Annotated in this window: 17 protein-coding genes and 1 pseudogene; 7 read left to right on the top strand and 11 right to left on the bottom strand. The window is 65.7% G+C overall.

What is annotated here, in order from left to right:
* Positions 1-144: 144 nt before the first annotated feature.
* The 3 genes from ACIQ1J_RS06370 to ACIQ1J_RS06360 are packed head-to-tail and all read right to left on the bottom strand — an operon-like array spanning position 145 to position 4,818.
* Positions 145-807 carry a hypothetical protein gene (locus ACIQ1J_RS06370; RefSeq protein WP_403554563.1) on the bottom strand — a complete coding sequence of 221 codons (663 nt, stop codon included), beginning with the start codon at positions 805-807 and terminating at the stop codon, positions 145-147.
* A 5-nt stretch (positions 808-812) separates the two neighbouring features.
* Positions 813-2,471: a DEAD/DEAH box helicase family protein gene (locus ACIQ1J_RS06365; RefSeq protein ID WP_403554561.1), complete on the bottom strand. Its 1,659-nt coding sequence runs from the start codon at positions 2,469-2,471 to the stop codon at positions 813-815.
* A 10-nt stretch (positions 2,472-2,481) separates the two neighbouring features.
* Positions 2,482-4,818, bottom strand: coding sequence for an ATP-binding protein (locus tag ACIQ1J_RS06360; RefSeq protein ID WP_403554559.1), 2,337 nt, complete (start codon positions 4,816-4,818; stop codon positions 2,482-2,484).
* Positions 4,819-5,056: 238 nt separating this feature from the next.
* On the opposite strand from ACIQ1J_RS06360, the gene ACIQ1J_RS06355 reads away from it, so the two are divergent.
* Positions 5,057-5,245 (top strand): hypothetical protein, encoded by a 189-nt coding sequence (locus ACIQ1J_RS06355; protein WP_383495640.1) that lies wholly within the window; start codon positions 5,057-5,059, stop codon positions 5,243-5,245.
* On the opposite strand, the gene ACIQ1J_RS06350 is transcribed toward ACIQ1J_RS06355, so the two are convergent.
* From ACIQ1J_RS06350 to ACIQ1J_RS06340, 3 genes are all read right to left on the bottom strand, one after another.
* A complete protein-coding gene (locus ACIQ1J_RS06350) occupies positions 5,246-5,887 on the bottom strand; it encodes a very short patch repair endonuclease (RefSeq protein ID WP_403554556.1) in 642 nt (213 codons plus the stop codon). It lies immediately after the preceding gene.
* 137 nt (positions 5,888-6,024) lie between these two features.
* The gene (locus ACIQ1J_RS06345) at positions 6,025-7,326 is read right to left on the bottom strand and encodes a DNA cytosine methyltransferase (RefSeq protein ID WP_403554554.1); all 1,302 of its coding nucleotides are present in this window, start codon (positions 7,324-7,326) and stop codon (positions 6,025-6,027) included.
* 615 nt (positions 7,327-7,941) lie between these two features.
* Positions 7,942-8,175 carry a hypothetical protein gene (locus ACIQ1J_RS06340; protein WP_143612349.1) on the bottom strand — a complete coding sequence of 78 codons (234 nt, stop codon included), beginning with the start codon at positions 8,173-8,175 and terminating at the stop codon, positions 7,942-7,944.
* Between the two features lie 200 nt (positions 8,176-8,375).
* On the opposite strand from ACIQ1J_RS06340, the gene ACIQ1J_RS06335 reads away from it, so the two are divergent.
* Both ACIQ1J_RS06335 and ACIQ1J_RS06330 read left to right on the top strand, forming a co-directional pair.
* Positions 8,376-10,829, top strand: a complete 2,454-nt coding sequence (locus ACIQ1J_RS06335; RefSeq protein ID WP_403554552.1) for a WD40 repeat domain-containing protein — start codon at positions 8,376-8,378, stop codon at positions 10,827-10,829.
* Positions 10,830-10,905: 76 nt separating this feature from the next.
* Positions 10,906-11,820 carry a transporter gene (locus ACIQ1J_RS06330; RefSeq protein WP_403554550.1) on the top strand — a complete coding sequence of 305 codons (915 nt, stop codon included), beginning with the start codon at positions 10,906-10,908 and terminating at the stop codon, positions 11,818-11,820.
* A 664-nt stretch (positions 11,821-12,484) separates the two neighbouring features.
* Here the strand turns inward: ACIQ1J_RS06330 and ACIQ1J_RS06325 are convergent.
* The 5 genes and pseudogenes from ACIQ1J_RS06325 to ACIQ1J_RS06305 all read right to left on the bottom strand — a co-directional run.
* Complete coding sequence (locus tag ACIQ1J_RS06325; protein WP_403554548.1) at positions 12,485-12,811, bottom strand: alpha/beta fold hydrolase; 327 nt, start codon at positions 12,809-12,811, stop codon at positions 12,485-12,487.
* 10 nt (positions 12,812-12,821) lie between these two features.
* On the bottom strand, positions 12,822-13,262 hold the full coding sequence (locus tag ACIQ1J_RS06320; RefSeq protein WP_403554823.1) for an alpha/beta fold hydrolase: 441 nt from the start codon (positions 13,260-13,262) through the stop codon (positions 12,822-12,824).
* Between the two features lie 68 nt (positions 13,263-13,330).
* On the bottom strand, positions 13,331-14,008 hold the full coding sequence (locus ACIQ1J_RS06315) for a ferritin-like domain-containing protein (RefSeq protein WP_403554546.1): 678 nt from the start codon (positions 14,006-14,008) through the stop codon (positions 13,331-13,333).
* Positions 14,009-14,062: 54 nt separating this feature from the next.
* Positions 14,063-14,937 (bottom strand): IS5 family transposase gene (locus ACIQ1J_RS06310; RefSeq protein ID WP_403554544.1). Its coding sequence is split into 2 segments (ribosomal slippage): positions 14,063-14,556 and positions 14,556-14,937, totalling 876 coding nucleotides; the frame shifts between segments, so codons are not numbered across the junction.
* 35 nt (positions 14,938-14,972) lie between these two features.
* Positions 14,973-15,887 (bottom strand): annotated as a pseudogene (locus tag ACIQ1J_RS06305) (LacI family DNA-binding transcriptional regulator); the annotation flags it as partial.
* A gap of 888 nt (positions 15,888-16,775) precedes the next feature.
* Between ACIQ1J_RS06305 and ACIQ1J_RS06300 the strand changes: the two are divergent.
* Genes ACIQ1J_RS06300 through ACIQ1J_RS06285 form a run of 4 tightly spaced genes read left to right on the top strand, consistent with a single transcriptional unit; the run spans position 16,776 to position 20,890 of the window.
* Complete coding sequence (locus tag ACIQ1J_RS06300) at positions 16,776-17,699, top strand: glycosyltransferase family 4 protein (RefSeq protein WP_403554542.1); 924 nt, start codon at positions 16,776-16,778, stop codon at positions 17,697-17,699.
* The gene (locus tag ACIQ1J_RS06295; RefSeq protein ID WP_280877610.1) at positions 17,696-18,688 is read left to right on the top strand and encodes a D-2-hydroxyacid dehydrogenase; all 993 of its coding nucleotides are present in this window, start codon (positions 17,696-17,698) and stop codon (positions 18,686-18,688) included. Before ACIQ1J_RS06300 ends, ACIQ1J_RS06295 begins: the two co-directional genes overlap by 4 nt.
* Complete coding sequence (locus ACIQ1J_RS06290) at positions 18,675-19,796, top strand: radical SAM protein (protein ID WP_280877611.1); 1,122 nt, start codon at positions 18,675-18,677, stop codon at positions 19,794-19,796. Before ACIQ1J_RS06295 ends, ACIQ1J_RS06290 begins: the two co-directional genes overlap by 14 nt.
* Entirely contained in the window at positions 19,793-20,890 is a 1,098-nt protein-coding gene (locus ACIQ1J_RS06285) for a hypothetical protein (protein WP_403554539.1), read from the top strand. The genes ACIQ1J_RS06290 and ACIQ1J_RS06285 overlap by 4 nt, the downstream gene beginning before the upstream one ends.
* Positions 20,891-20,902: the final 12 nt, after the last annotated feature.

Below are 20,902 nucleotides of genomic sequence, written 5' to 3'. Positions count from 1 at the left end.
CGGTTTCTTCCCTAATTGGGGCCCTACGCGCCGGTTCATCACGCATTTTTATGCGTCGACCCTCCTGGCGGACACGGCCTGGCCGAACAAGCCGATGACCTCGTCCAGCACACCGGCGATCCTCAGTAGGGAGTCGCCCGGAGGCTAGTCGACGAGGGTAGGTTGCGATGGACCATGGCCACCGCCCGCCGCTCCAAGGTAGTCAGGGTTCGGGATCATTTCCCGGTGGAGGTACCGCAGGTCCGCGCCACAACGCTGAGCGACTCGTTCCTGGCGTGTGCGCTCGGCCGTGGAGACGGTCTCACCGTTGCGCGTCGTGATGACGATCGCGGGCCGCTCCACCGAGTCGATGGCCTCGTTCAGCGCGGCCCAGACGAGGTCACGAAAGTTTCCAGCGCGGCCCCAGCAAACGTACCGAGTGGCGTCGCCGTCGCCAGCGATGGCGTAGCAGTGGTTCGGCTTCTCTCCAACCGAATCGGACTTCATCACCCAGCCGCTGCCACATGCCGCACGGACGATTTCCTCCGGCCCCTGGAATCGATTTACCGCATAGCGGACATAGCTTCCGATCCCCTCTTGCGCTCGGGCGTACTCCTTCATGGGGACATCCTTGATCCAGACCCTGGCGTCCTTCTCCGGCCCGTAGGAGAGCAGGACTCCACCGACCTTGGGATCCTCGATCCATCTCCGGTACTGGTTCGTCTTCTCGGTGTTGCTCAAGAACTCCCAGTCCAGGTCATTGGCCTGCTGGTAGATCTCAATGAGAAGGCGTTCGCGAATGGGTGCAGGCAAGTGCTGCAAGGCCACGGTGATTACTCCTGGGGGGCGCGGGTGGCGGGGAACTGGAGACGGTGCTCGTCGTACGCGGTCTCAAGACTGGCCGCGTCCTTGATCCACTCATCCATGAGCGTGGCCACCTTCTGGTCGCTGAAGTCGATGTTCGACGGGGTGATCTTCCTGAGGGTCTCGATCTCACCATCCCCGTCAAGCTCACGCTTGAGCTTGAGCGCGGCAGCGATGCGACGGAGGTCGCTGACGAAGTCCAACACCGTGACTCGCTCCTTTCCCTCGCGCAGGCGGAGCCCTCGCCCAAGCTGCTGAACGAAGATTCGGCGGGAGTGCGTGACTCGTGCGAAGCAGAGGATATTCACGTCTGGCACATCGACGCCCTCGTTGAGGATGTCGACCGCTGTCAGGATGGGCACCTCGCCGGCGCGGAAGGCGAGCAGGCGATTCTGCCGTTCCCTCTTGGCGAGTCCCGCGTGGATAGCGAGGGCACCTGACCAAAGGGGGGTGCGCCGCAACATGTCAGCGAGCCGCTCGGCGTGTTCGATAGTGCGGCAGAACACGATGGCCCGAGGACTGGCCGTGGCGGCCCATGCGGTGGCCAACTCGTCGCGGATGGCCTCGTCTCGCTGCGGCAGGAAGAGCTTCGCGTTGAGCTCGGCCAGTCCGTATGAGTGGTCACTGGTCTCGCGGACGATGTCCCAGTCGATGTCGTCGACGTACAGGCGGTAGTCGACCTGGGCGAGGTAGCCGCGCCGCATTCCCTCCTCGATCCCCAGGCTGAAGCTGGGGGCGCCGAGCTGATGGGTGATGTCGTGCTTATCACCGCGCCATGGGGTCGCCGTGACGCCCAGGTGGCGTGCCGAGCGCAGGAGTTCCAACAGCTCGTCGTACTGGCCTTCCTCGCCTACATGGTGGGCTTCGTCGATCATGACGAGCCCCGGGCGGTACCCGAATCGCGCGGCGGACAGCGCCGAGCCGACCGTCGCGCAGGTGAGGCCGGAGAGGTCATCAGGACGGGTGTCGCCCGTGAGGAGCCGCGTTGGAACGTCTTTGGGTAGGTGTCGCCAGAGCGCCCGCTCTAGTTGCTGGACGAGGTCTTTGGCGTGTGCGACGACCAAGACCTGGTCCTGGGGGACGCGTCGCAGGTGCGCCGCGATCACCTCGCCTCCGACGACCGTTTTACCCAGGCCCGTTGCCAGCACGAGCAGTGCCCGACCAGAGGCATCGAGATCGGCGGTCAGCGCCTGGAGCGCCTCGGCCTGGTACGGCCGTGGCGTCACTCGTCCAAAGCTGGGCGGTACCCGGTCGAAGCTGGTTGTTAGATCTGTTCCGCCCCACAAGAGGATTCCAGGGCCTAGGCGTGCCAGGTTCGCCACACGCTGCCGAGCGTCAGGGCTGAAGCGAGTGTTGGTGACAACGACCGCCTTGTGGGCGCGATAGTGATCCCGAGCGCGGGCGACCTCGTCCACCGCGTCGGCTCCTACGGCCCCGTGTCGCTTCCACTTGCACTGGATTACCCAGGTCTCGCCCTTGTGGAGGGCGAGAATGTCGCCCCCCTCGTCACCGGAACCATCGATGTTGGACACATCGGAGAAGCCCAGGTGCCAAAGGAGGCGTTCGATGCGGCGAGGAAACTGCAGTGGACCGGAGTCCAGCAGGGAGGCGGCGTCGAGGAATTGCATTCCGCTCTCCCTACGTGTTGTCAGCGAGGTCGCGCGCGATGAGACGGCAGCTGATCCTGATCCGGGCCAACTCCTCCACGTCGAGGCGTGGACGGTGCTGTTCCAGCAGCGCGAGGTCCCCTAGAGGGTTGATCAGTCGCTCCACCACGAGCTCTCGCGCCCCTGGATCACTTAGAGCGATGTAGCCGCGCTTGAAGACGCACCCGTCGAGGAAGGTCTCCGGGGAGTCCTGGATGATGCGGATGACAGCGCTGGCCGGGACATAGCGGATGAACTCGCCATTGGAGATCGCGTTGTTCCAAGGGGCCCCTCCACCGGCCTCGACCGCGAAGCGGCGTTCGGCGTCGGCTCGTTCATCCTTCGTGAGCAGCAGCCAGTGCACCGCCGGGTTCGCCGAAACGGGCGCCACCATAGCCATACGCACCTGTTCGAGGAGCCGCTCGGATTCCTCCGCCGTCGCCGCCGGCGTCAGCCTAGGGCTGGAGGTGTGGGTCTTGAGCTGCGCGACGATCTCGCTCAGGGGCATCGACACGTTGTTCGCCCGTACTCGCATGAACTCCGCGACCTCGACGAGCGCCAAGTCGCGCATGTCCGTCCCGTATTCACGGAAAAGCGCGTGCCCAGTGTCGACGAATACCTCCAACTGCGGAGCTCGGACCATCGAGACGATCACAGGCGCGGGCCGCCCGTCTTTGGTAACCAGATGCTGGCCGCTAACCGCCCAAGCCGTCAGATCCACGCGGCCCAGGTCTTCGAGGTAGTACGGGCCCGTCAGGTCCACGATGGGGTCGGCATGGTCTCGGTACCGCTGGAGCCGCTGGTCCAAGGTCTCCACCGGTGCGGGATCGTCCTCAGGCGGTTCTTGGCCCGCCGTGGTCGTGTCAGGCTCCGCACCGCCCTCAGTCTCGTCATCCGGATCGAGGAAACCAGCCCCGAGCCCGGGGAGGATGTCATCACTCCCCGGTTCCGGTTCCGCGGCTATCGGGTTGTCGTGCTGGTAGGCAGCGCGATACCACACCTCGTCGGTCTGGTATTCGTGGCCGCCCATCCGCATCAACCCGGCCCACTTCGCCGCCGTCTCGTGGAGAGCGTTGCGTCCGTCGCCCGGGATCAGGTAGTTGAGCCCCGGGTCCTGGCGACGGAAGCCGGCGTAGAGCAGGCCAAGAGGACTGCGGTTCTCCGGCAGCCCAAGGCTCTTCGCGATCTTCGGACGCAAGGGACTGGCTCCGCGGACCTCGCGCAGGACTTGACGCCATTCGGCTGTCTCGAACTCAAAGGCGGTCTTCTGGTAGTTCGGAGCGACGTGATCGCAGTGGATCTCACCAACGATCCTGCCCATCTGCACGGCTCCGGAGTCGATGGGGTACTCAAGTTCCGCCTCAGCGAGGCTGTCCTCGTCCTCCCAGTAGAAGACCCGCTTGTCCTTGAGGAGGATCTTGCGTCCGTTGCGAAGGAAGTCCAGGCCGTAGTCGGTGCGGTGGACGTACCGCTGTACCCCGATCCAGCCCCAGATCTTGCGCTCCCTCAGTTCCAGGCGGTCCTGCCCGCATTCCTCGCACCGCTCCGCGTCGGCGGAACTCCAATACCCGCACGCCATGCAGGCGTTCTTGGGGCTCAACACGTGGTCGATCTTCTGAACCGCGTGGATCTCCACGCCCTGGCGGGTAACAGACCGCTTCTCGTCCCAGACACAGGGCAGGCGCGGCCTGACCTTCTTGCTGTTGAGCGTGAGCAGGAAGCCCTTCTCCGACAGCAGGTAGCTGTAGACGTCTCCAAGCTTCTCCCGGATCACGTTCTGCGTCTGCGGGCGACAGAGCGTGGCGTACTGCTCCTGCTTGAGGTCGCTGATGGTGACCGTGGTGCCATGCTCTTCACGATTGGTCTTGGGCACCGTGCGGTACGGCGCCTGGTACTTGGAGGAGTTGGCGATCTGCACCAGGTCCAGGGTCACCTCAACCCAGTCCGGGTCGCCCGCCCTGCTAGTACGCACAGTGGTACGCCGACCGAGTCGCGCCGTGCTGATGTTGAAACCCATGCCGAACAGGCCGAGGGAACCGTGTCGACCATTGCTCGTCCAGCCCGCGCTGATGGCGTTGGTGACAGCCTCCAGGCTCATGCCCCGGCCATTGTCCTGCACCGTGATCTCAGCCGTCGCACGCCTCGAGTTCGCCGGAGGCAGCGAGACCGCGACCGAGGGCCGGTCCACCGTCTCGCCGGCCGCCTGGAACTCGTCGAAGGAGTTGTCGATCAATTCGGCCAGGCACTGCCAGTGCGAGAACTCGATGTCGCCGAGCACACCCAAGATGCGCGGGTGTGGGGTGACATTGATGTACTGGTTCTCGGTCACAGCCGGCCCCCGTCTTCGTCGTGAACACATGCCTGGCAAGCGGGACATAACGCGCGCCCACCAGCGTCAAGCTGCCCACCGCTGGCCCTGGTCAGGCACGCTCCTGGAGCATCCATCAGCATGCCGTCAACCCTAATGGGCGGCACCGACACGTGCGGGACAAAGATCTCGAACCCCCTGGTGGTGCCGTCCCGCCCCAAGCGGTGCCTCTGAGCTTCACGCGTGCGAGACTCGCCTCATGATCCGGGAACCCGCGCAAGTCACCATCGATGCGAGCGGCCGGGTGCAGATTCCCTTGGGGATTCTCGCCGAGGCAGGTCTCGATACAGAGAGTCCCGTGCTCGCGTACAGCGATGGTGATGGCCGTATCGTCCTGCGCAGGTTGAACGACGCCATTGATGATCTACTGCTCGGCGAAGAGCTGTGACTACGCCTCGCCGGTCACGCCGCGGACCGCTGAGATAACCCGCCGTGCCACGTCCTCCGGCGCCTCGTGCTCCCAAGCCCTGATAACCGTCCAGCCCGCTTCCTCCAGGATCCGGTTGGTCTCAGCGTCCCGCCTCCGGTTGTCGGCGAACTTCTCCGTCCAGAAGTCCGTGTTCTTGGTCGCTGGTCGATGATGTTCCGGACAGACGTGCCAGAAGCAGCCGTCGACGAAGACCGCGACTCGCGCCTTCGGGAACAGCACATCCGCGGTACGCCGGAGGCCCTGGATCGGCGGTGCGTTGACCCGGTAGCGAAGCCCTTCCTTGAAGAGAAGCGACCGGAGGGCCTTCTCGGGCTTCGTGTCCTTTCCACGGTTGCCTTTCATGGAGGCACGGACCGCCGGAGTCGAGGCTGCCGAGTCCTCGGGCAAGGTCTCCTCCTTCAAGAGGCCCTTAGCCCAGGCCAGCCGCCAGCCCTCAGCGAGGTTGGCCGCACGGGTGTCGTGTTCGACCTCGCCAAGGTAGCGCTCCGGGGACTTCCTTCCGTCGCCCCAACGCAGTACCGCGCGGATGCGCCGAGTCTTGGGCAGGATCCTCAACGAGACCGAGGCGTGAGCCACGCGGCCGTTACCCAGGTCAACCACACGTCGATGGCGACCGCCCGCCGCTTTGTCCTGCTCAGCGGACAGAGCTTTCCGAGCCCGTCCCGCCCGCCCCTTCCAGGCACGGTCTGGGGGCAACTTGTCGTTCCACCGGTTCTGATGTGGTTTCGACACATCGCTCACGACCTTGGCCCCGGCGCCGTATCGAGGGCCTTGGCTACCGCGTCGGCGAATACCGCACCCAGCTTCACCGGGACCGCGTTACCCAGTTGCCGCATCTTCTCCCCACGAGGGCCTTCGAGCTTCCAGTCGTCGGGGAACGTCATGACGCGGGCGGTCTCGCGCACGGTCATATACCTGTGCCTGTAGGTGGTGCCTCCGGGGGTTTCCAGATCATCGGTCAGCATGACCGACTCGCCGCCAGGGACACCATGCACGCCGGCCTTCACGGTCTTGGCCGGACGGTCCAGCTCATTGGGCGTGTGACCCTTGTAGATCCGCGCGTCGGGCCATCCGATGTGGTCGGTGAACCCCCCGGCGCGATACTCACGGCGGTCCAGCTTGTCCCAGGGGATCTTCGGCAGGGGCTTGCCCTCGTTCTCATCGATGCCAGCGATGGCGTCCCGGAAGGTACGCCAGGGCTTCGATCCGTCCGAATCAAGTGGAACGTCCTCGGGGATCCTGGCCATGGCCCGGGCGCGCACAGGCGGGTCAACATCGTGACGCTCCCAGTAGGAGCCGTCGAGCATGGACCGGTACAGCGCCTCCTCCGAGTACTGGGGAAGCACGTCCTCCTCAAACTGGTCGATGTCGACCCCGAGGTCCTCCCGAAAGGCGACGATGATGATGCGGTGCCTGATCTGGGGGACCCCGTAATCGGCGGCGTTCACGCGCGTCATCACCACCTTGTAGCGCTCCGACGGATCGCTGGCGGCCTTACGCCTGGCATCAATGAGGTTCTCGTCGTGCTTCTGCCAAGCGATGTTCGGATCGCGTAGCTCGAACGGCATCTCCATCTCGCGCAAGATGTAGTCGAGGTACGGCTTGAAGGATGGCCTGAGCAGTCCGACGACGTTCTCGCAGATGACGGCCTTGGGGCGAATCTCGCGCATCGCCCTGAACATCTGCGGGAACATGTTGCGCTTGTCCTCGTCCCCCTTGGCGATCCCGCCCAGGCTGAACGGCTGGCACGGAGGGCCGCCCGCGAGCACGTCGACACGACCGAGCAGATAGCTCATGTCCAGGTCCTGGACGTCCCCCGCCACCAGCGGCCACGGCTCGCCGGGCTCAGGGATGCGCTCCTCGTCCCCTCGAAGCTTGGCCCCGTTCGCTTCCAGGGTCTGGCACGCCCGCGGGGCGAACTCATTGAACAGCAATGGCCGGAAGCCCGCCCCATGGACCGCCATCGCCAGGCCACCCGCGCCCGCGAACAGCTCGACCCCGGTGCGATCCTGCTTTGGCTCTTCTTGCAGTTCAGACATTGCGAAAGCATACCGCGGAAATTGCGATTCACGTGACCGTTTTCGAGAAAGTTCACCTCCTTCCCACGACTGGCCAAAGATGGTTCGACCGGCGATCCCAAGCCGTTATCGTCGACCCTCGTGGGGCCGTGGGCCAGGGATCGGGCTCCCCGGATCCGAGACCGAGCAGTATTCGCAAGGAGCGTGACCAGGTCGGCGAGGGGGCCGCCCCCCTTCCAGCTCGCGCACCTCCACGACCTGTCGATCAAGCGGCTCACCGAGATCATCCGCGGGCCGTTCCAGCCCCAGACCCTCGTCGCGAATGGCCAAGGTCACAAGAGGTCACACACGCCGACCGTGGTCGACCCGCTCGCGCGACGACTCGGTCGAGTGGGTCAGCCCAGCCGACCGCCAGCAGTCCCGCCCTCGTCGGGGGACAGAGCCGCAGAGCCGACCGGCGCTGGAGACGGAGTCGGCGCCATACACCCGCCCGACGTGCCGGCCAGCATCGGACGCTGATCGACGAGTTACGCGAGGCAGCCTGGCGGCCGCCCGCGCGCAACGCCCTGATCGGGGCCGCGGTGACGCGCCTCTCGGTGACCACCGGCTCGCCGCCCCTCCCGCATACCGAGCGGTTCACGAGCGCGGCGGCCTGCCACGCCAGGCCGCGAACAAGCCCAGCCCGACGCTGGTGACCGCGGTGAACGCCTCAGGGCCGGCGAGCATGAAGACGCCCGTCGCCAACGTGATCAGGATCAGCAGCGCGACCAGGTCGAGTACCCGATCGCGGGTCGGTGCCTCCGGTACCGGTCCTGGCGTGGGAACGGCCGGAGAAGTGGCGGGCGAACTGGGCTCTTCGATTTCATCCATGCGCCCAGCACACCAGCCTGATCCGGCATGTCCCGTACAGCACGAACAGACCCGGATAAGCCCGATCGTCGCAGGCCATCGCCGTAGCGCGCGGCACTCCGGGCGAACACCCAGTCTGTATGGTGGTGTTCGGCGGAATTCGGTGATGTTCGGCAACCAGCGTCATACGCTGAGTCCCACAGACCATCGGGGGGACGTACGTGGCGCATGAGGACGTCTCCGAGGCCGCGTATCAGCGGGAACTCGCGGACTTCGCCTCCAAGCTCCGGAAGCTGAAGATCGAATGCGGCAACCCCTCCCAGCGCAGCATCAGCAGTGCCGCACCCCCGGGACCGTCACTCTCGGCCTCCGCGATCAGCGAGGCTCTCAACGGAAAGCGTTTGCCGAGCATCGATTTCCTGCTCGCCCTCGTCCGGACGCTACTCAGCCTCGCGAACGACAACCAGTCCCCTGTGGGCCGGAATGATCCAAGGGTCGGGCCCTGGCGCACGGACTGGACCCGGCTCGCGCACCTACGTGACGAGGCCCGGCACCCGTCGACCGCGCCCGAGTCCGTGCATCAGCCGGTCGTGGATGGTGCGTCGCAGCCCCCAGTGCAGGTCCGCGAAACGTCAGCACCGCTGACGAGCACGGCCGCGCCGATCGAGAATCACCGGCCTTTGAGGTTCCGTCACACACCACCGGTCCTGCCCCACTCCGGCTTCGTATGGTCGGTGGCGTTCTCCCCCGACGGCAACCTGATGGCCACCGGCAGCGCCGGCGGGATCGTGATGCTCTGGGATCCAGCCACCCGTCAACCAGTCGGCAAGCCGCTGACCGGCCACACCACGACCGTAAGGTCCGTCGCGTTCTCCCCGGACGGAGGTCTGCTGGCCGCCGCCAGCGACATCGGCACGGTACGGCTCTGGGATCCAGCGACCCATGAAGAGGCCGGAGCACTCCCGACCAAGAAACAGGAAGGTGTCACGGCCGTCACGTTCTCCCCCGACAGCACTTTGCTAGCTACCGCCAGCTACGACCTCACGGTATGCCTCTGGGACCGGTACACCTATGAAACGGTCGGCGAGCCACTGGCCGGCCACGCCCGCCCTGTCACAGCAGTCACGTTCTCCCCCGACGGCGCCTTACTGGCCACCGCCAGCTTCGATGGCATGGTGCGTCTTTGGGACCCCGCTACTCGTCAAGCGGTCGGTAAGCCCTTGATCGGCCATGACGGCCCCGTCAGATCGGTAGCGTTCTCCCCCGGCGGCCTGCTCGCCACCGCCAGTGACGATGGCACGGTGCGTCTCTGGGACCCGACCACCCACCAGACCGTCGGAACGCCGCTGACCGGCCACACCGGCGCCGCCACAGCCGTCGCCTTCCCCCCCAGCGGCGGCCTGCTCGCCGCCTCCGCCGCCGATGGCACGGTGCGTCTCTGGGACCCGACCACCCACCAGACCGTCGGAACGCCGCTGACCGGCCACACCGGCGCCGCCACAGCCGTCGTCTTCTCTCCCGACGGCGGCCTGCTCGCCACCGCTGGCTACGATCAAACGGTGCGGCTATGCGAAGCCGAGGACGCCCAGCCCGCGCCTTCCTCGGCACAGCGCGCACGGCATGAAGAGGACTCCCCCGAGAACCTGATCGCCCAGAATGACCAACTACGCACCCGCGTAAACCTCTTGACCGCACGCGGCCTCGCCAGTCGAAGCGTCCTCACCGCGCTCACGAACGGCGAAGGTATCTCTCTAGCTCCCCTGGTCGGGCACCGGGCCGCGGTCTGGTCCGTGGTGTTCTCGCCTGACGGAACCCAACTCGCTACGGCGAGCGCTGACGATACGGTGCGGTTCTGGGATCCTGCCAACCGGCAACCGGTCGGCAAGCCTCTGACGAGTCACCGAGACTCCGTGAGGGCGGTGGCTTTCTCCCCTGACGGCACCCTGATCGTCACAGCGGACGAGGGTGGCTCGGTACGCCTATGGGACGCGGCTGCCCGAGTACCGGCGTCGGGCAGCCCCTTGGCCTCCCACCTCGGCCCCATCACGTCGGTAGTCTTCTCGCCCACCGGGACCCTGCTCGCCGTCGCCAATGATGGTGCTGCCGTACGACTGTGGGTGCCTGCCACCCGGCAACCCGCCGGTGCTCCGCTGACCGGCCATAACGGGCTCGTCACTGGGGTCGCGTTCTCCCCCGATGGCAGTCTGATCGCCACCGCCACGGATGCCGGCACAGTATCTGTGTGGGACGCCACCAGCCGTGAGCCAACCGGCGAACTCCTAGATGGTCACAGAGGCTCCGTCAGCTCTGTCGCTTTCTCCCCCGACGGCGGTCTGATCGCCACCGCTGGCGACGATCACTCGATTCAGCTGTGGGACGCGGCCACCTACCAGCCCGACGGAAAGCCCCTGACCGGCCATAACGACGCCGTCGCGGCCCTGGCTTTCTCTCCCGACGGCGGTCTGATCGCTACAGCCAGCAAGGATCACACCGTACGCCTGTGGGACCCGACCACCCACCAACCCGTCAGCGAGCCTCTCACCGGCCACCACGACGCCGTGACATCGCTCGCCTTCTCGCCGGATAGCACCGTGCTCGCCACCGCCAGCATCGACCGCACCGTTCGGCTGTGGGTGCCTCCGGCGGCGAGCGGTCCCGCCGGGCAGCAAGGCTGATCCGACAGGGACCGGAATAAATGCTTCCTGGCCTCCATTGTTCCTTCCCGGCGATCAAGGTGGGGCGGGGAGGCTCATGAGCAATCTGAAGGTCTTCAGGGTAAGAGGCGGGCAGGCAACTGAGGTCTCGGGAGCGTCCGTGGGGGTGGAGGTCGAGCTGCAGCGGCTGATCGAGGCCAACATGGAGGCCATGCTCGGCATCCGCTTCCTCGCGACCGAGTACCGCACCGGCCATCACGGAGGCCGGATCGACTCCCTCGGGCTGGACGAGAACGGCACGCCGGTCATCGTCGAGTACAAACGCAACCGCGACCAGAACGTCATCAGCCAGGGGCTCTCATACCTGTGGTGGCTCCACGACCACCACCACGAGTTCGAGAGTCTGACCCGGGGGAAGCTCGGCGACCAGGCTGCCGTAGAGATCGACTGGAGCGCTCCGCGGATCGTCTGCGTCGCTGGCGCCTTCACCCACCACGACACGGTGGCTGTGGAGATGATCGGCCACCGGATCGACCTGGTGACGTACCGGGTCTTCGAGGATGTGCTCACGCTTCAGCTCATCGCGTCGGCCGGCGGCAGCCGCACCTCCTCGCGGGGCAGAACGTCGGGATCGACCCGCGCAGCGTCTCCGGCGCCGAAGTCGGTCCAGCAGTATCTCGACGAGTCGCCCAAGGATCTCAAGGAGCTGTACGCGGACCTCGACGAGCTGCTGTCGTCCCACCGGGATGTACTCAAGGAGCCCCAGCTCCACTACGTCGCCTACCGGCGGATCGTGAACGTGGCCACGGTGCGCGTGCAGCCGCGCAACCGCGTACTCGTGGTCAATCTGAGGCTGGATCCGGAAACGGTCGAGCTGGAGGAGGGCTTCTCCCGGGATATGCGCGGTCTCGGGGCCCTCGGAATCCGTGACGGCGTCGAGGTGCGGATCGGCTCGCGCGAAGACCTCGCACGAACTACCGGCCTGATCCAGCGGAGCGTCGAGGCGGCGTAAGCCCCCCTTATGCCGACGGGCGGTTGTTCCACCCCTCTGGTGGAACAACGGCTCGTCTCTGCGGTATGGCCCTGCTGCCGGGGCTTCTCGGTCTCACTCCTCTGGCCCGGCGAGTTCGAAGTCGTCCTGGGTCAGCGAACCTGGAAGCCGCTGCTCTACCGGCGATGTGTAGTTATTCTCCCCTGCGATAATCCTGCCGTTCCTTCGTCCTGCTCGACAGCACCCTGACTGAACGCGCATGAGTGAAAGTGCAGTTGATCACCACGCGCACACGACTGGTGTGACTGCCCTCAGCGCTGTCAGGGCGCTGCCACGACCGGATATGCGGGCACCAGGGAGCAACCCTGCCAGACCGCGCCTCTTTTTGTGGCGCCTGGGTACCGAACTGGACAGAGACGGCCCGCAGGAGGCGAACTGACAATTTTGCCGCTGCCCGATCAGAATGCAGGACGGGCATTTTCGAGGGCGCGGGCACCAGTCGAAAGCTAGATGCAGCTCGAATCTAATGACGTCAATCGCTGGCAGCGAACCTCGCCCGGAGCGGCCATACTTAAAATTTCACCGAATACCAGAAACTCACGGTAGACAAAAGCACAGCACCATTGAATCTTTCAACGGTGCACCTCCTGAGCTATCGAGAGCCATCCGATGCGCTTCACTTGGATCAATGGGAGGAAACTCCTTCAATATGCCGAAGAATCATTTCAGCAATAAGTTCCGGTTCTTGTTCTGGAATCCAGTGCGTTACACCCTCTAGAGGCTGGAAATCATATTCTCCCGCAACCCAACGGCCAGTCATTCGTGCGGCCTTTTCACCCACCGTACGGTCGCCCTTTCCCCAAACATACAGGGTGGGAACGCGAATAACTCCTGCCTTCATCCCGTATGCCGCATCTAGCGGAAGCGCACGGTACCAATTCAGTGCCCCCGTGAACAGGTCACGATCATCCGCAAATTTCTCAGCATAAGCGGCGGCAGCCTCTTCTCCCAATCCGAGCTTCCTAAGCCATACGCGCCCCAGACGCCCGCGCCCCCCTAGTAAGTATCCATTCCGGAATAACAGGGAGTTGAAAGAACAGCAGGTACCACGACAAAAGGATTTGCTTACTCGTGAACAAAGTGCGCGCAAGGGCTCGCGGGTGTGGAGTAGATGCCACCACCAACGAGGCCACTCTGGGCGAATACTGGTCAGCCAAGAACCAACTTACTCCACCTCCCCAATCATGCCCGACGATATGCGCGCGCTCACATTTTAGAGAATTCAATAGTTCTATGATGTCTGCCGCCAACTTTTTCAGGCGATAGGCGGATACCTTCCGAGGCCGGGCAGTGGCGACATAGCCACGCTGAAAAGGGACGAGGACACGCAGCCCTGCGACGGAAAGAGCTTCAGCAGTGGCGTCCCAACTGTGCGCGTCAGCAGGAAAGCCGTGCAATAGCACGACTACCTGCCCATCCTCCGGGCCAAAGTCCAGAACCGGGAAATCCAGACCGTCCGATGTGAAGCTCTTCACAATTCCCTACCAGATTGCAGTTTTTCCGGCATTGCCGCCTCTATGAATCGCCTCATCGGGCGAACCTCAGCATAGTGCGTCAACTTGCCGAGTATCTGATCGACCCGCAGCAAATTTGACACGTACTCATGGTCATCAAATAGTGGGCGAAATACATTCAACCACTTTTCCAGCCCCAGAAGATCAACACCGGGGGGTCGCCACAAATGATTAATGAGCGTGACTGTCACCCACCGCGCGGACGGTTCCGAAAGAAGGACCTTCGCAGACTCGGCATAAAAGCGCATATGCCGGCCTTCCTGGCGAGCAATGTCATGGAGAAGGCCGTAGAGGGCCTCATCGCCAACCCTGACAGCGATGCGTCGGTATGTCGTAAGGGCAATATACTCTTGGAGGGATCCGAGCACACAGTAGGCAGCATCAAGGTACGGGATCAAAGCGCCTGACACGTACAAGGCTGGCCACGTAGTCACTGACCGCAGATCCCGGAGCATTGGCCGCTTCTCCGGAGAGCGCAGGCGAACCCCGAGGCGTTCAGCTGCTGCGCTCAGAGCCCGACCGTGTTCGGCCTCCTCGGCTAGCCAGAGCACATTGAACTGCTTGATCGGGTTACTCCGATCGGCACGGGTAGCCGCCAATTTGCGGCGCATCACTACAGAGTCCGTCTCGATCATGCTGAGGGCACACAGCATCCGACCATGCTCTAGGGTGCGTTTCGAAAGTGCTCGTCACAGCCACTCGTTGATGGCTGCGACCAGCACGGTCGCCTCGTAGCGGACGGCGAGTTTGTCGTATCTCGTGGCGACCGCGCGGTGGCGCTTGAGGCGGTTGATTCCGCACTCGACCGCATGGCGCTCTTTGTAGTCGTCCTTGTCGAACTTCGGCGGCCGGCCACCGTGCGAGCCACGCTTCTTTCGGTTGGCGATCTGGTCGCGCTTCTCGGGAATCGTGCAGCGGATACCGCGCTTGCGCAGGTAGGCGCGGTTCGCGCGGGAGCCGTACGCCTTGTCGGCTCGAACCTTGTCCGGCCGGGTGCGCGGGCGGCCCGGCCCGAGCCTGGGCACCCGGATACGGCCCAGGACCACCTGGAACTGCGGGGAGTCACCGCGCTGCCCGGCCGTGATCACCAGTGACATCGGCTTCTGAGCCTGCTCGACCGCCAGGTGGAGCTTGGTCGTCAGGCCGCCCCGGGAACGTCCGAGCCCGTGATCGTCGGGCTCGGCGAAGACACCACCCGGCGGCTCGACCTGCAGATCCCCCTTTTGCGGGCACCCGCCGCATGCTGGTGGGCGCGGGCGATGGTCGAGTCCACCGAGACGTCCCAGGTGATGAGTCCCTCGGCGTCGGCCTGGGCCTGAAGTTGCTCGAAGATGCGGTGCCAGGTGCCGTCCCGCTGCCAACGCCGGAACAAGCCATAGACCGTCTCCCACGGGCCGTACCTCTCGGGCACGTCCCGCCACGGAGCACCAGCGCGAGTGCGCCAGCGTATGCCGTCTATCAGCTGCCGCTTGGTGTGCACCGGCGGACGCCCGGGCTTCTTCCCGACCGGGAGCAGCGGCTCCAGTTTCGCCCACTGCGCATTCGTCAATTCGTGCCTCGCCACGAAGTGGATCTTGACACATCAAGATCCACTTCTGAAACGCACCCTAGGTCCGCGATGGCCTGCTCCACCCTCATCCGCTTGGCTTCGGCAACACGGTCCGGATGGTTGAGGACGTTGGACACCGTGCCCGTGGAGACTTCGGCATGGCGCGCGACGTCGACGAGCTTCGCGCCCTGGTGGCCGCTGGCACGAGTCGCGCCCTGCCCTCGGAAGACATAGATCTTGCCGTGGCACGGGCAGGGTTTCGGCTTCGTGCGGGCGACGTGGTTGGCGACCAGGGCCGATAGCCAGTCCATCGCGTCGATGGTGCGGTAGCTGTCGTCCTTGGGTGGGCACCGCACCAGCTCGCCGGTGTCGAGTTCGTACAGCTGCCATTCGACGCGGACGGCCCCGGGGCGGGCGAACTCCGTTTCCAACCCGACGATTTCGCCCCAGCGCATGCCGGTGTACCCCTTGAGGACGACGGCGACGAACTCGTCGTCGCGGCCTGAGAGCAGGGCGGCTCGTTCGGCGGTCAGCAGGATGCCCAGCGGGTCAGTGACGACCTTCTCGGGGCCACGGTTGCGGGAGCGGCCGGCGCGCTTGCCGCGCCCACGCCGTCTGGCGGCCGGGTTGGTCGTGATCAGGCCGTCGTAAACCGCGTCTTCGAAGATCACGTGGAGAGTCGCGCGCCAGGTCCTGACGCTGGAGGCCGAGTAGACGGCCTTCTCCTTCTTCTCCCACAGGTCGATGTCCGTGCGCAGGATGCCGGCGAGCGCCTTGTCCTCGAAGTCGGGGAGCAGGTGCTCCTCGATGTGGCGCTTGTAGTTCTGCATGGTCGAGGCGGCCAGGTCCTGGGCCTCGTACCAACGGTTCTCGTATTCGCCGAAGGTCTCCTGGCCGAGTGACGGGTCGGGCCGACCACCGCCCCGGTCCTTGTCCCCGGCCACGGCCGCAGCCCGTCGCACCTCGTCCTCGTCCCTGGCGACGCCGAGCGTGAGCATCCACGTCCTCCTCCCACGCGAACTCATGGCTCACGCAGGCCTCCCACCGAACTCCCCAGGCCAACTCGACACGCCGGAGAAGATCACGCGAAGGGACCGAACAAGGTCACTCGAAGGGTGTGGAGATCAGCACAGCAGGTTTGCTGACGGTTCCCTGTCGGCGACGAGCGAATCATCCGCCATCGACACTCGGGAGATCTCCCAACTCCCCCGCAAATGAAGCCTGTTGCTGTCAAGGGGTTAGCGGCGAATTCCTGCGGACACTTTGTCCGCTCGTCGCACTCGCGTAGTGGAATCGTCTCTTCATGCTCCGTTGCACGAATCCCGACGGACCGCACCACCCAATACCCGACCCAGGCGGCTCTCTGCCCGAGCCACCGCTCTCCCCCGCCTATCCCGCACTGGAGGAGTCTTCCCATGGCAGCCCGTACACGCAGTTCAGAGGGCGTGACCTCCGTTCCGACCGGCACAGCGGTCCCCCTCCAGCGTCAGAGAGGTGCGGAGGGAACCGTCGAGCCGGCCACAAGCGCGATCTCGCCGATGGTCGCTGTCACGCTGCATGACGGCTACTACGGGTGCACATCGGGCACCGGCTTCAGCAACAGGGCCTTCCTTGAGGTACTCGCGCGGACACTGCCCCGAGGCCGCCTCCTGGTCATGCCCCTTCACATCTCACGCTCCGACCCCAGTTACGACCCCACGTGGGTGGCCGAGGCAGAGGAAATGCTGCGACTGTCCGGGGCCGAGGTCATTCCGGTTCCGGGTGGCCGAGCTGCGACTACCGCCCTCGCGGGCTGCGAAGCACTGTGCGAGCGGATCGCGGAAACCGCCCGGGCGCGCCTTGCCGATACGCCGATGGCCCAGCTGATCGGCCTGGACATCCCCTTCCTCGGGCTCGGACTCCATCAACGCGCCGACGATCCGTTCAGCCTTCTTCTCCTGCCCCGGTCGACGAGCGAACTCGCCTCACCGGAGGACCGGCGACGCATCCGCTGGGAGCACAAGAGGCTGGCAGCCGCTGTGCGTGGCGGTGCGCGCGTCGCCGCCATCTCGCACCACATGCGCGGCCATCTTGAGCAGGTCTACGGCGTCCTGCGGCACGCGGTGGTCGACCTCCCCAACGGCCTGCTCCTGAGCGACCACGAGGACGTGACCCCGGCTCCGCTGCCGCCGAAGGCCGAAGCGGGGTTCCTGTTGGCCATGGGCCGGGCGGTGGAGAGCAAGGGCTTCGAGGACCTGCTGGAAGCCGTCCGCATCCTCGGTACGTGGGACGAGCACGTGCCACACCTCCTGCTCGCGCCCACAACGCACACGGAGACCTTGACCGGCTACCAGCGGCGGCTCCAGGCGATGGTCCGCGACTACGCGATCGACGCGACGTTTCTGCCTCGGTTCTCCTCTCAGTACCGCTCGTGGCTGCGGAGCCCGGCCCTCCGGGGAGTGGTGGTGCCTTCCCGAGCCGAACCCTTCGGGAGGATCCCCCTCGAAGCTTTCGCCTCGGGGGCCGCTCCGGTGATCGCGACTCGGGCGGGCGGGCTCACGGAGACCGTCGTCGACGGGTTGACCGGGTTCACGGCGGAAGCCCGTGACCCCATGGACCTCGCCCACGCGATCAGGCGGGCGCTTCACATCAGCGCCCGAGAGCGCGAGCAAATGCGAGGGCGCGGAAGGGCACTGCTCATGGCCCGGCACGACTACGAGGCCACGATCGGCTCCTACCTGCGCCAGTACGTCCCTTGGGCGATGACGCTCAGCACTTCCATGAGGAGTGGAGCGTGACCACCGCCGCATTGGTCGCCCTCAACTCTCCTTATCCCTTCTGGCAGTTATCCGATCGGCATGCCGGACAGTTACAGTCCGCCTTTCCGGACGTCCGGTTCCTGCTCGTCCAGGAGCACGACGTACCTGCCGAGATCCGCACCGCTGACGTCTATTTCGGCTGGTCCTTCGACGCTGAGTGGCTCAGCGCCTCCCCACGGCTCCGCTGGACGGCCACTCCGTCCGCAGGCATCGATCACTGGCCGGTAACCGCGCTCAATGCCGCGGGCGTCACGCTCTCCCGCGGGTACGGCTATCACGGGAGGCCGATGGCCGAGCACGCGATCGGCCTGCTTCTCGGCTTCTCTCGGGGCCTGTTCACGAGTACACGGCTTCAGACCCGGTCCGTCTGGTGGAAGGACGACCTCGCCAGCAGCTTCTTCGACCTGTACGGCGAGACGCTCACGATCGTCGGCTGCGGCTCCGTCGGCCTCCGCCTCGCCGAGGTGGCGCAGGCCGTCGGAATGCACGTCATAGGCGTACGGCGTAGCCCCCCTCGCCCTGAACCCGGTGGGATCGAATGGGTGCCGACGCACCGTGTTCGTGAAGCACTTCCACGCTCGCGCGCCGTCGTCAACCTGCTTCCCGCGACCGACGAGACGCAGGGCTTCTTCGACGAGAGCACCTTCAAAGCGTGCCGCCCCGGGACGGTCTTCATCAACCTCGGGCGGGCCAGCACCGTCGACCACGACGCGCTCCTCGCCGCCCTCGAACAGGGCCCACTGGCCGGCGCCGCCCTCGACGTACAGCCGCGTAAGCCGCCCGCGCTCGACGATCCGCTCCGCCACCACCCGCGGATCGTGCTCACGCCGAAGACCGCCGTCTTCAGCCACGCCTACATGGACCAGGCGGTCGCCTTCTTCGTCGACAACCTCCGGCGTTTCCTTGCCGGCCAGCCCCTCAACGGTGCTGTCACCCCAACCCACGGAGGGACACATGACCCTTACTGACCAGCAGTCGTCCAGGACCGACCTGTTGCGGCGGTTCGCCGAGTCGGGTCGGAACCACCCCTACCTGGCGTTCACGCTCAACTCCATCTGCAACCTCGACTGCGTCTTCTGCAAGCCCCGGTGCATGCCCGACTACGGGCACAAGGACAAGACGCTCACGGTCTCCGACTACGCGGGCATCGCGAACGAGGCTGGGCTCTGGGGCATCCGCAAGGCGCACTGCTCAGGCGGGGAGCCGACGCTGCGTGCCGACATCCTCGACATCATCGGAGCGCTCTCCGACGGACTCGGCGACGAGGCGACCGTCGGCATGACCAGCCACGGCAACCTGCGCCGCGGCCTGACCGTGGACGCTCTGCACGATGCCGGGCTCACGTACCTGAACATCAGCCTGCACAGCCTCGATCCCGCACGGTCTACCGAGATCATGGGCGGCGGCGACCCGCGAGTCTCCCGCGCAACGATCGACCGGGCACTCGAACTCGGCCTCAAAGTCAAGATCAACTGTGTGCTCCAGCGGTCGTACCTGGACGACGCCTTCGGTGTCGCCGAACTCGCCAAGCGACTCCCCATCGCCGTACGGCTGATCGAACTGCAGCGCATCGGACCGGCGGAGGCGCTGTTCCCCACGGAGTTCGTGCCTGAGGCGGAGGTCCGCGAACGCCTCCACGCCTGGTTCGAGAAGGCCGGCGAGATCTCCCGAACCGAGTTGGGAGTGCGAAGCCCGGGCCAGTACCTGCGGCCGCCCGGCTGGGCAGGCTCCATCGGGTTCATCTCCAACTCCTCCTGCGCCACCTGCTCCGACGCCAACCGCATCAAGGTCACGCCCACCGGTATCGCCCGGCCCTGCATCCTGCACAACCGCGACATCGCCCTGAAGCAGCACCTCGCGGACGGCACCATGGCCGACGCCTACGCCCACCTCTTCAACGCCATGCTCGAACGGGACAGCAACGAGGCCTGGCAGGGCTTCCACTACGTCGACTACGACCTGCGCTGGGACCGCATGGAGCGGCCGGAAGGCGTGCCCGTGCTTCCCCTGCTGCCTGTGGCCAGCGGTACGGGTGGGGGCTGCTCGCTTCGCCGGCCCGGCGGTGAGTCCGAGTGACCACGGTCCGTTCCACCACGTCGTACACGCGGCTCGGTGCCATCTACGCCGAGCAGTTGGCCACCCAGGGCGTCACCGCGAGCATGCTCACGCACAAGTGGCAGGCCGGCGATCTCATCGCACCGCACTCGGACATCGACATCCGCGTGATCCTCGACCAGGCCCCCGACTCGTGGTGGGAGTGGAACGAGCAACTGGCCGCCGCCCATCACCGGGCGGTGCTCCTGGACCCGGCCCACAGCCGGCTGCTCGAACATCCGCCCGGGTTCGCGTTCACCGCCGGCGAGCTCGAACGGAACCAGGTGTCACCGGCCGAGATCTCCACCTGGAGCCTGGTCACGGGGAACGCGGCCAGGCTCGGGCGGTGGCAGTCCCGTGCGCGGACGATGCCGTGGAGCCGCGCGGACGAGAGGTTCTACCGAGGGATCCTCGACGCACGGATCGGAGGTCGCTACCAACTCGACAAGGACAGCACCGACAACGTCCACCACGACCTCGACGGCTACCGAAGGCACTGCATCGTCTGGCACTACGTGGCGCCGTGCTGGTTCGCGTCGGCGGCCCTCGCCACGCGCACCCGCTGCCCCGGGAAGACGGCGGCCCTCGACCAGTGGCACCCCGGCGAGCTCGAAGTCCTCGCCAAGGAGTTCCTCCGCCTGTCCACCTCCTCTGATCCGGACCCTTCTCCCGCGGACCTACTGCGCTCGGCCCACGTAACCGTGGACGCCGTACTGCGCCGCACACCGCGCCCGAGGCCGCTGCCGGAGGCATCGGAGGCGGAGGCAGCAGCGTGGACCACGACCGCCGGCATGCTCCGCGTGCGCGTCGCACGCTGGATCTACTACCTGGATCCTCCGCCGGAAACCGAGACCGGCTACCTGATCGCTCGCGAGGAGAAGGAACTCCGTTCCGCCCGGAACACCTTGACCCGCCTGGCCGACCGAACTTCCGGCGCCGACGCGTCGCTCGTGAAGGCCATGACGGAGCTGCTGCCACCAGGCCCGACCACGGCGGGCACCCTTCGCGACCTCCTCGCCCAGTGGAGTCGTCACCGTTCCGTCGTCGAAGACTTCCTCTCCGCCAACTCCGCGTGACCAAAGGGGCTT

Origin of the sequence: Streptomyces sp. NPDC097107 (genome assembly GCF_044762405.1) — a bacterium.
GTDB lineage: Bacteria > Actinomycetota > Actinomycetes > Streptomycetales > Streptomycetaceae > Streptomyces > Streptomyces thinghirensis.
Note: the sequence above shows the minus strand (reverse complement) of the source record. Positions and strands in the feature narration are given on the sequence as shown.